Source organism: Nioella sp. (genome assembly GCF_964229645.1).
GTDB lineage: Bacteria > Pseudomonadota > Alphaproteobacteria > Rhodobacterales > Rhodobacteraceae > Nioella.
In genome coordinates, this window is sequence record NZ_CAXREX010000254.1 from 1 (window position 1) to 4,262 (window position 4,262).

2 protein-coding genes are annotated in these 4,262 nt (G+C 61.8%); one reads left to right on the forward strand and one right to left on the reverse strand.

Translation table 11 applies throughout. From position 1 onward, the window contains the following. A partial coding sequence (gene pheT / locus ACEQXV_RS17030; RefSeq protein WP_370270159.1) for a phenylalanine--tRNA ligase subunit beta occupies positions 1-2,377 on the forward strand: 2,377 nt, incomplete at its 5' end. Between the two features lie 450 nt (positions 2,378-2,827). On the opposite strand, the gene ACEQXV_RS17035 is transcribed toward pheT, so the two are convergent. Continuing rightward, positions 2,828-4,201 carry a cytochrome P450 gene (locus tag ACEQXV_RS17035; RefSeq protein ID WP_370270160.1) on the reverse strand — a complete coding sequence of 458 codons (1,374 nt, stop codon included), beginning with the start codon at positions 4,199-4,201 and terminating at the stop codon, positions 2,828-2,830. Positions 4,202-4,262: the final 61 nt, after the last annotated feature.

Sequence of the window (4,262 nt, forward strand, 5' to 3'; positions counted from 1 at the left end):
GCTCAAGTCACACCTCGATACCTCGGCCACTCTGGACGAGATCCTCTATGCCCTGACCGATCTGGGCCTCGAGGTCGAAGGCGTTGAAAACCCTGCCGAGAAACTGGGTGCCTTTACCATCGGCAAGGTGCTGACCGCCGAAAAGCACCCCGATGCGGACAAGCTGAACGTCTGCACCGTCGCCACCGACGAGGGCGAGCTGCAAATCATCTGTGGTGCGCCGAACGCCCGCGCTGGCATCACCGTCGTGGTCGCGAAGCCCGGCACCTATGTTCCCGGCATCGACATCACCATCAACGTGGGCAAAATCCGTGGCATCGAAAGCTATGGCATGATGTGCTCCGAGCGCGAGATGGAGCTGTCGGACGAACACAACGGAATCATCGAACTGCCCTCGGGCGAGGTCGGTCAGAAGTTCACCGACTGGCTGGCGGAAAACGATCCGGCCAAGGTGGATCCCGTGATCGAGATCGCGATCACCCCGAACCGTCCCGACGCCCTTGGCGTGCGCGGCATCGCGCTGGATCTGGCCGCCCGCGGTCTTGGCACGCTGAAGCCCGCACCCGTGACCCCCGTGGCTGGCGTGTTCCCGTGCCCGATCAATGTCAGCATCGACGACGAAGCGCTGGCCGGTTGCCCCGTGTTCTACGGCCGCGTGATCAAGGGCGTGAAAAACGGCCCGTCGCCCGCATGGCTGCAGGACTACCTGCGCGCCATCGGTCTGCGTCCGATCTCGACCCTCGTCGATATCACCAACTTCTTCACCTATGACCGCAACCGCCCGCTGCACGTGTTTGACGCGGACAAGGTTGCTGGCAACCTGCGCGTTCACGCGGCTCAGGGCGGCGAAACACTGGTTGCGCTGGATGAAAAAGAATACACGCTGCAGCCCGGCATGACCGTGATCAGCGACGACAACGGTGTTGAATCCATCGCGGGCGTCATGGGTGGCCTGCCCTCTGGCTGCACTGGCGAGACGACCAACGTCTTCCTCGAGGCTGCGTTCTTTGACACCGTTCGCACTGCGCTGACCGGCCGCGCGCTGAAGATCAACTCCGATGCGCGCTATCGTTTCGAGCGCGGCATCGACCCCGCTTGGACCCCCGAAGGCCTAGAGGCCGCGACCCAGATGATCCTTGATCTCTGCGGCGGCGAGGCGTCTGAAGTGGTCATGGCCGGCGAACTGCCCGACCATTCCCGCGCTTACAAGCTGGACACTGACCGCTGCCAGAGCCTCGTTGGCATGGAAATTCCTGCCGAAACCCAGCGCGCGACTCTCGAAGCGCTCGGCTTCGTGATGGAAGGCGACATGGCCCACGTCCCCAGCTGGCGTCCTGACGTCTTGGGCGAAGCGGATCTGGTCGAAGAAGTGGCCCGCATGGCCTCGCTGACCAAGCTGGTCGGCAAACCGCTGCCCCGCATGACAACCGACGTGCCCAAGCAGATCCTGACCCCGATGCAGAAGCGCGAAAGCATCGGTCGCCGCACCGCTGCCAGCCTCGGCTACAACGAATGCGTGACCTACAGCTTCATCGACGGCAAGCAGGCGGCTCTGTTCGGCGGCGGCACAGATGCCACCCGTCTGGAAAACCCGATCTCCTCGGAAATGAGCCACATGCGCCCCGACCTGCTGCCCGGCCTTCTGGCAGCCGCATCGCGCAACCAAGCGCGCGGCTTCGGCGATCTGGCCCTGTTCGAATGCGGCCCTGCCTTCCACGGCGGCGAACCGGGCGAGCAGCACACCCAGATCACCGGCGTTCTGATCGGCCGCACCGGCCCCAAGGACACCCACGGCTCCTCTCGCCCCGTTGACGTGTTCGACGCCAAAGCGGACGTCGAGGCGATCCTGTCGGCCATCGGCGCGCCCGCCAAGGTCCAGATCATGCGCGACACCGCTGAATGGTTCCACCCGGGCCGTTCGGGCCGCATTTGCCTTGGCCCCAAGAAAACCCTCGCGGTCTTTGGCGAGCTGCACCCCAAAGTGCTGGACGCGATGGATGTCAAAGGCCCCGCCGTGGCCTTCACCATCTGGCCCGCCGAAATCCCGCTGCCCCGCAAGGCCGCAACCACCCGTCCTGCGCTCAAGGTCAGCGACCTGCAGGCGGTCGAGCGTGACTTCGCCTTTGTCGTGGACGCGAATGTTGAAGCTCTGACGCTGGTGAACGCCGCAGCAGGTGCTGACAAAGCCCTGATCGAGGAGGTTCGCGTGTTCGACGAATTCATCGGCGGCTCGCTGGGTGAGGGCAAAAAGAGCCTCGCCATCACCGTGCGCATCCAGCCGACTGAGACCACGCTCAAGGAAAAAGACCTCGAAGCGATCAGCACCAAGATCGTGGAGAAGGTTCAGAAGGCGACCGGTGCCACCCTGCGCGGCTAACCGAACGCGACATTTCCCAGAAAAGCGAAAAGCGCCGCCCTGCAAAGGGTGGCGCTTTTTCGTTGGGTCCAAAAACTCTCAAATAGTCACAGGTCGCAACTAATCTGGCTTGCGAATGCGCGCAAGCAAAGCTGACACTTAAACTACCTATTGGGGAGGGGCGTTGAAGGTAATAACTGGGGCTCCTAATTCCGACCACCACTCACGAAGTCCGAGGAGCCCCAGCAAAACATGCTAAAAAGTACTTCAACTATACGAAAGACGATACGCTATCGAAAGTCTAATGGCAACTATTAATCGCGAGTATTGGTCGGAATATTTAATAAGAGGTTAAGATTTTTCGTTGATAAAACAGCGCCATATACCGAAGTGATAGTTTCAGGTTCGTTTTACACACAGTGTTTCCGACCTGCTCACATCTCGATCATGCATATTTGATAGGCTAACACGCTAGGGTTGATTCGCCTTTGCGACATCTGGTTGCAGCCAAACTCCACCTTCAGGACGCAAGGTGAGAATCATAACTGGTTTCGGGTCGCGACCGGGTACAGGATCAAACCGATAGCGCGATAGTAACGTCGCTAAAATGATCACAGCCTCCGTCAGAGCGAAGCTTGCGCCGATACAGATCCTGGGACCGTCCCCGAACGGCAGATAGGCGTAGCGCCGAATCGCCTTGCGGTCGGCAAACCGTTCGGGCCGGAAGGCATCAGGATCGTCCCAGAGCAGGTTGTTACGGTGCAAAGCATAAATCGGGATCATTACCGTATCTCCGGGCCGCACCTCGCGCCCACAGAGCCGATCCGCCTTGAGCGCCGTGCGTGACACCAACGCTGCCGGCGGATACATCCGTAGCGCCTCGTCCACGATCTGCCGGATGTAGGGCAGGTTGGGCACGTCCTCGGCCCCCGCCACACGGTCCCCGAGCACCGATTGCGCCTCGGCGCGGGCCAAGTCCTGAACCCGCGGATCGCCCGCCACCAGATACAGGGCCCACGACAGGGACAGCGCCGTCGTCTCGTGCCCTGCCACGATAAAGGTCAGCAGGTTGTCCCGCAGTTCCTCGGTCGACATCTGCCGACCAGATTCGGGGTCCGCCCCAGCCAGCAGCAGGTCCAGCAAATCGGGCGCCGCATTCGGTTGCCCCGAGGCACGGCGGCGCTGGATCGCCTCGTCTGCCACGCGCTGCATATCGGTCAGGGCCCCGCCACTGCGAACCCGGCTCAGGCGTGGCACCCAACTGGGCAGCCCCAGCATATCCCCCAGCGAAATCTTGGCCGTGCTCTGGATATACGCCTCGATCGCGTGATGGACCCCGTCGCGGTCGAACCCTTCGTCCCCCGAAAAGGTCACATCCGAGATCACCTCGAACGTGGTCTGCACCATCTCGTCGAACATGTTCACCGCGCGCTTGCCTGCCGCAGCCTCGAGCCGCTGCACAGCCCGCTCGGCCGCCGCCGACATCACGGGGGCCAAGGCCATCACATGCCGGTGCGAAAACGAAGGCGCCGCCGTCCGGCGCTGCCACATCCATTCCTGCCCCTCGGCGATGAACAGGCTCTCGCCGATGGCGGGCCGCAGCAGGTCCTTGGTCACCGTGGATTTCGGGTAATCCGCCAGCTTGTCACGCAGAATCGTGTTCAGCGCCTCTGGGTCCATCACCATATGCCAGCGTTTGCCTGTGCGCCCTGACACCATCGGCTGACGTGTCGCGATTTCGGGCAGAATCTCCAAGACATTGCGTCGCGCGGTCTGCAAACTCTTCAACACACCCATGGGTTCTGTCACCAAGGGGACGCGAACTGGAAAGTCGGACTGGACCATTTTGAACCTCTCCTCTTCCGGCTAGGATGTAGCCGAGGCGGTCCCTCTGGCAATGACGAAA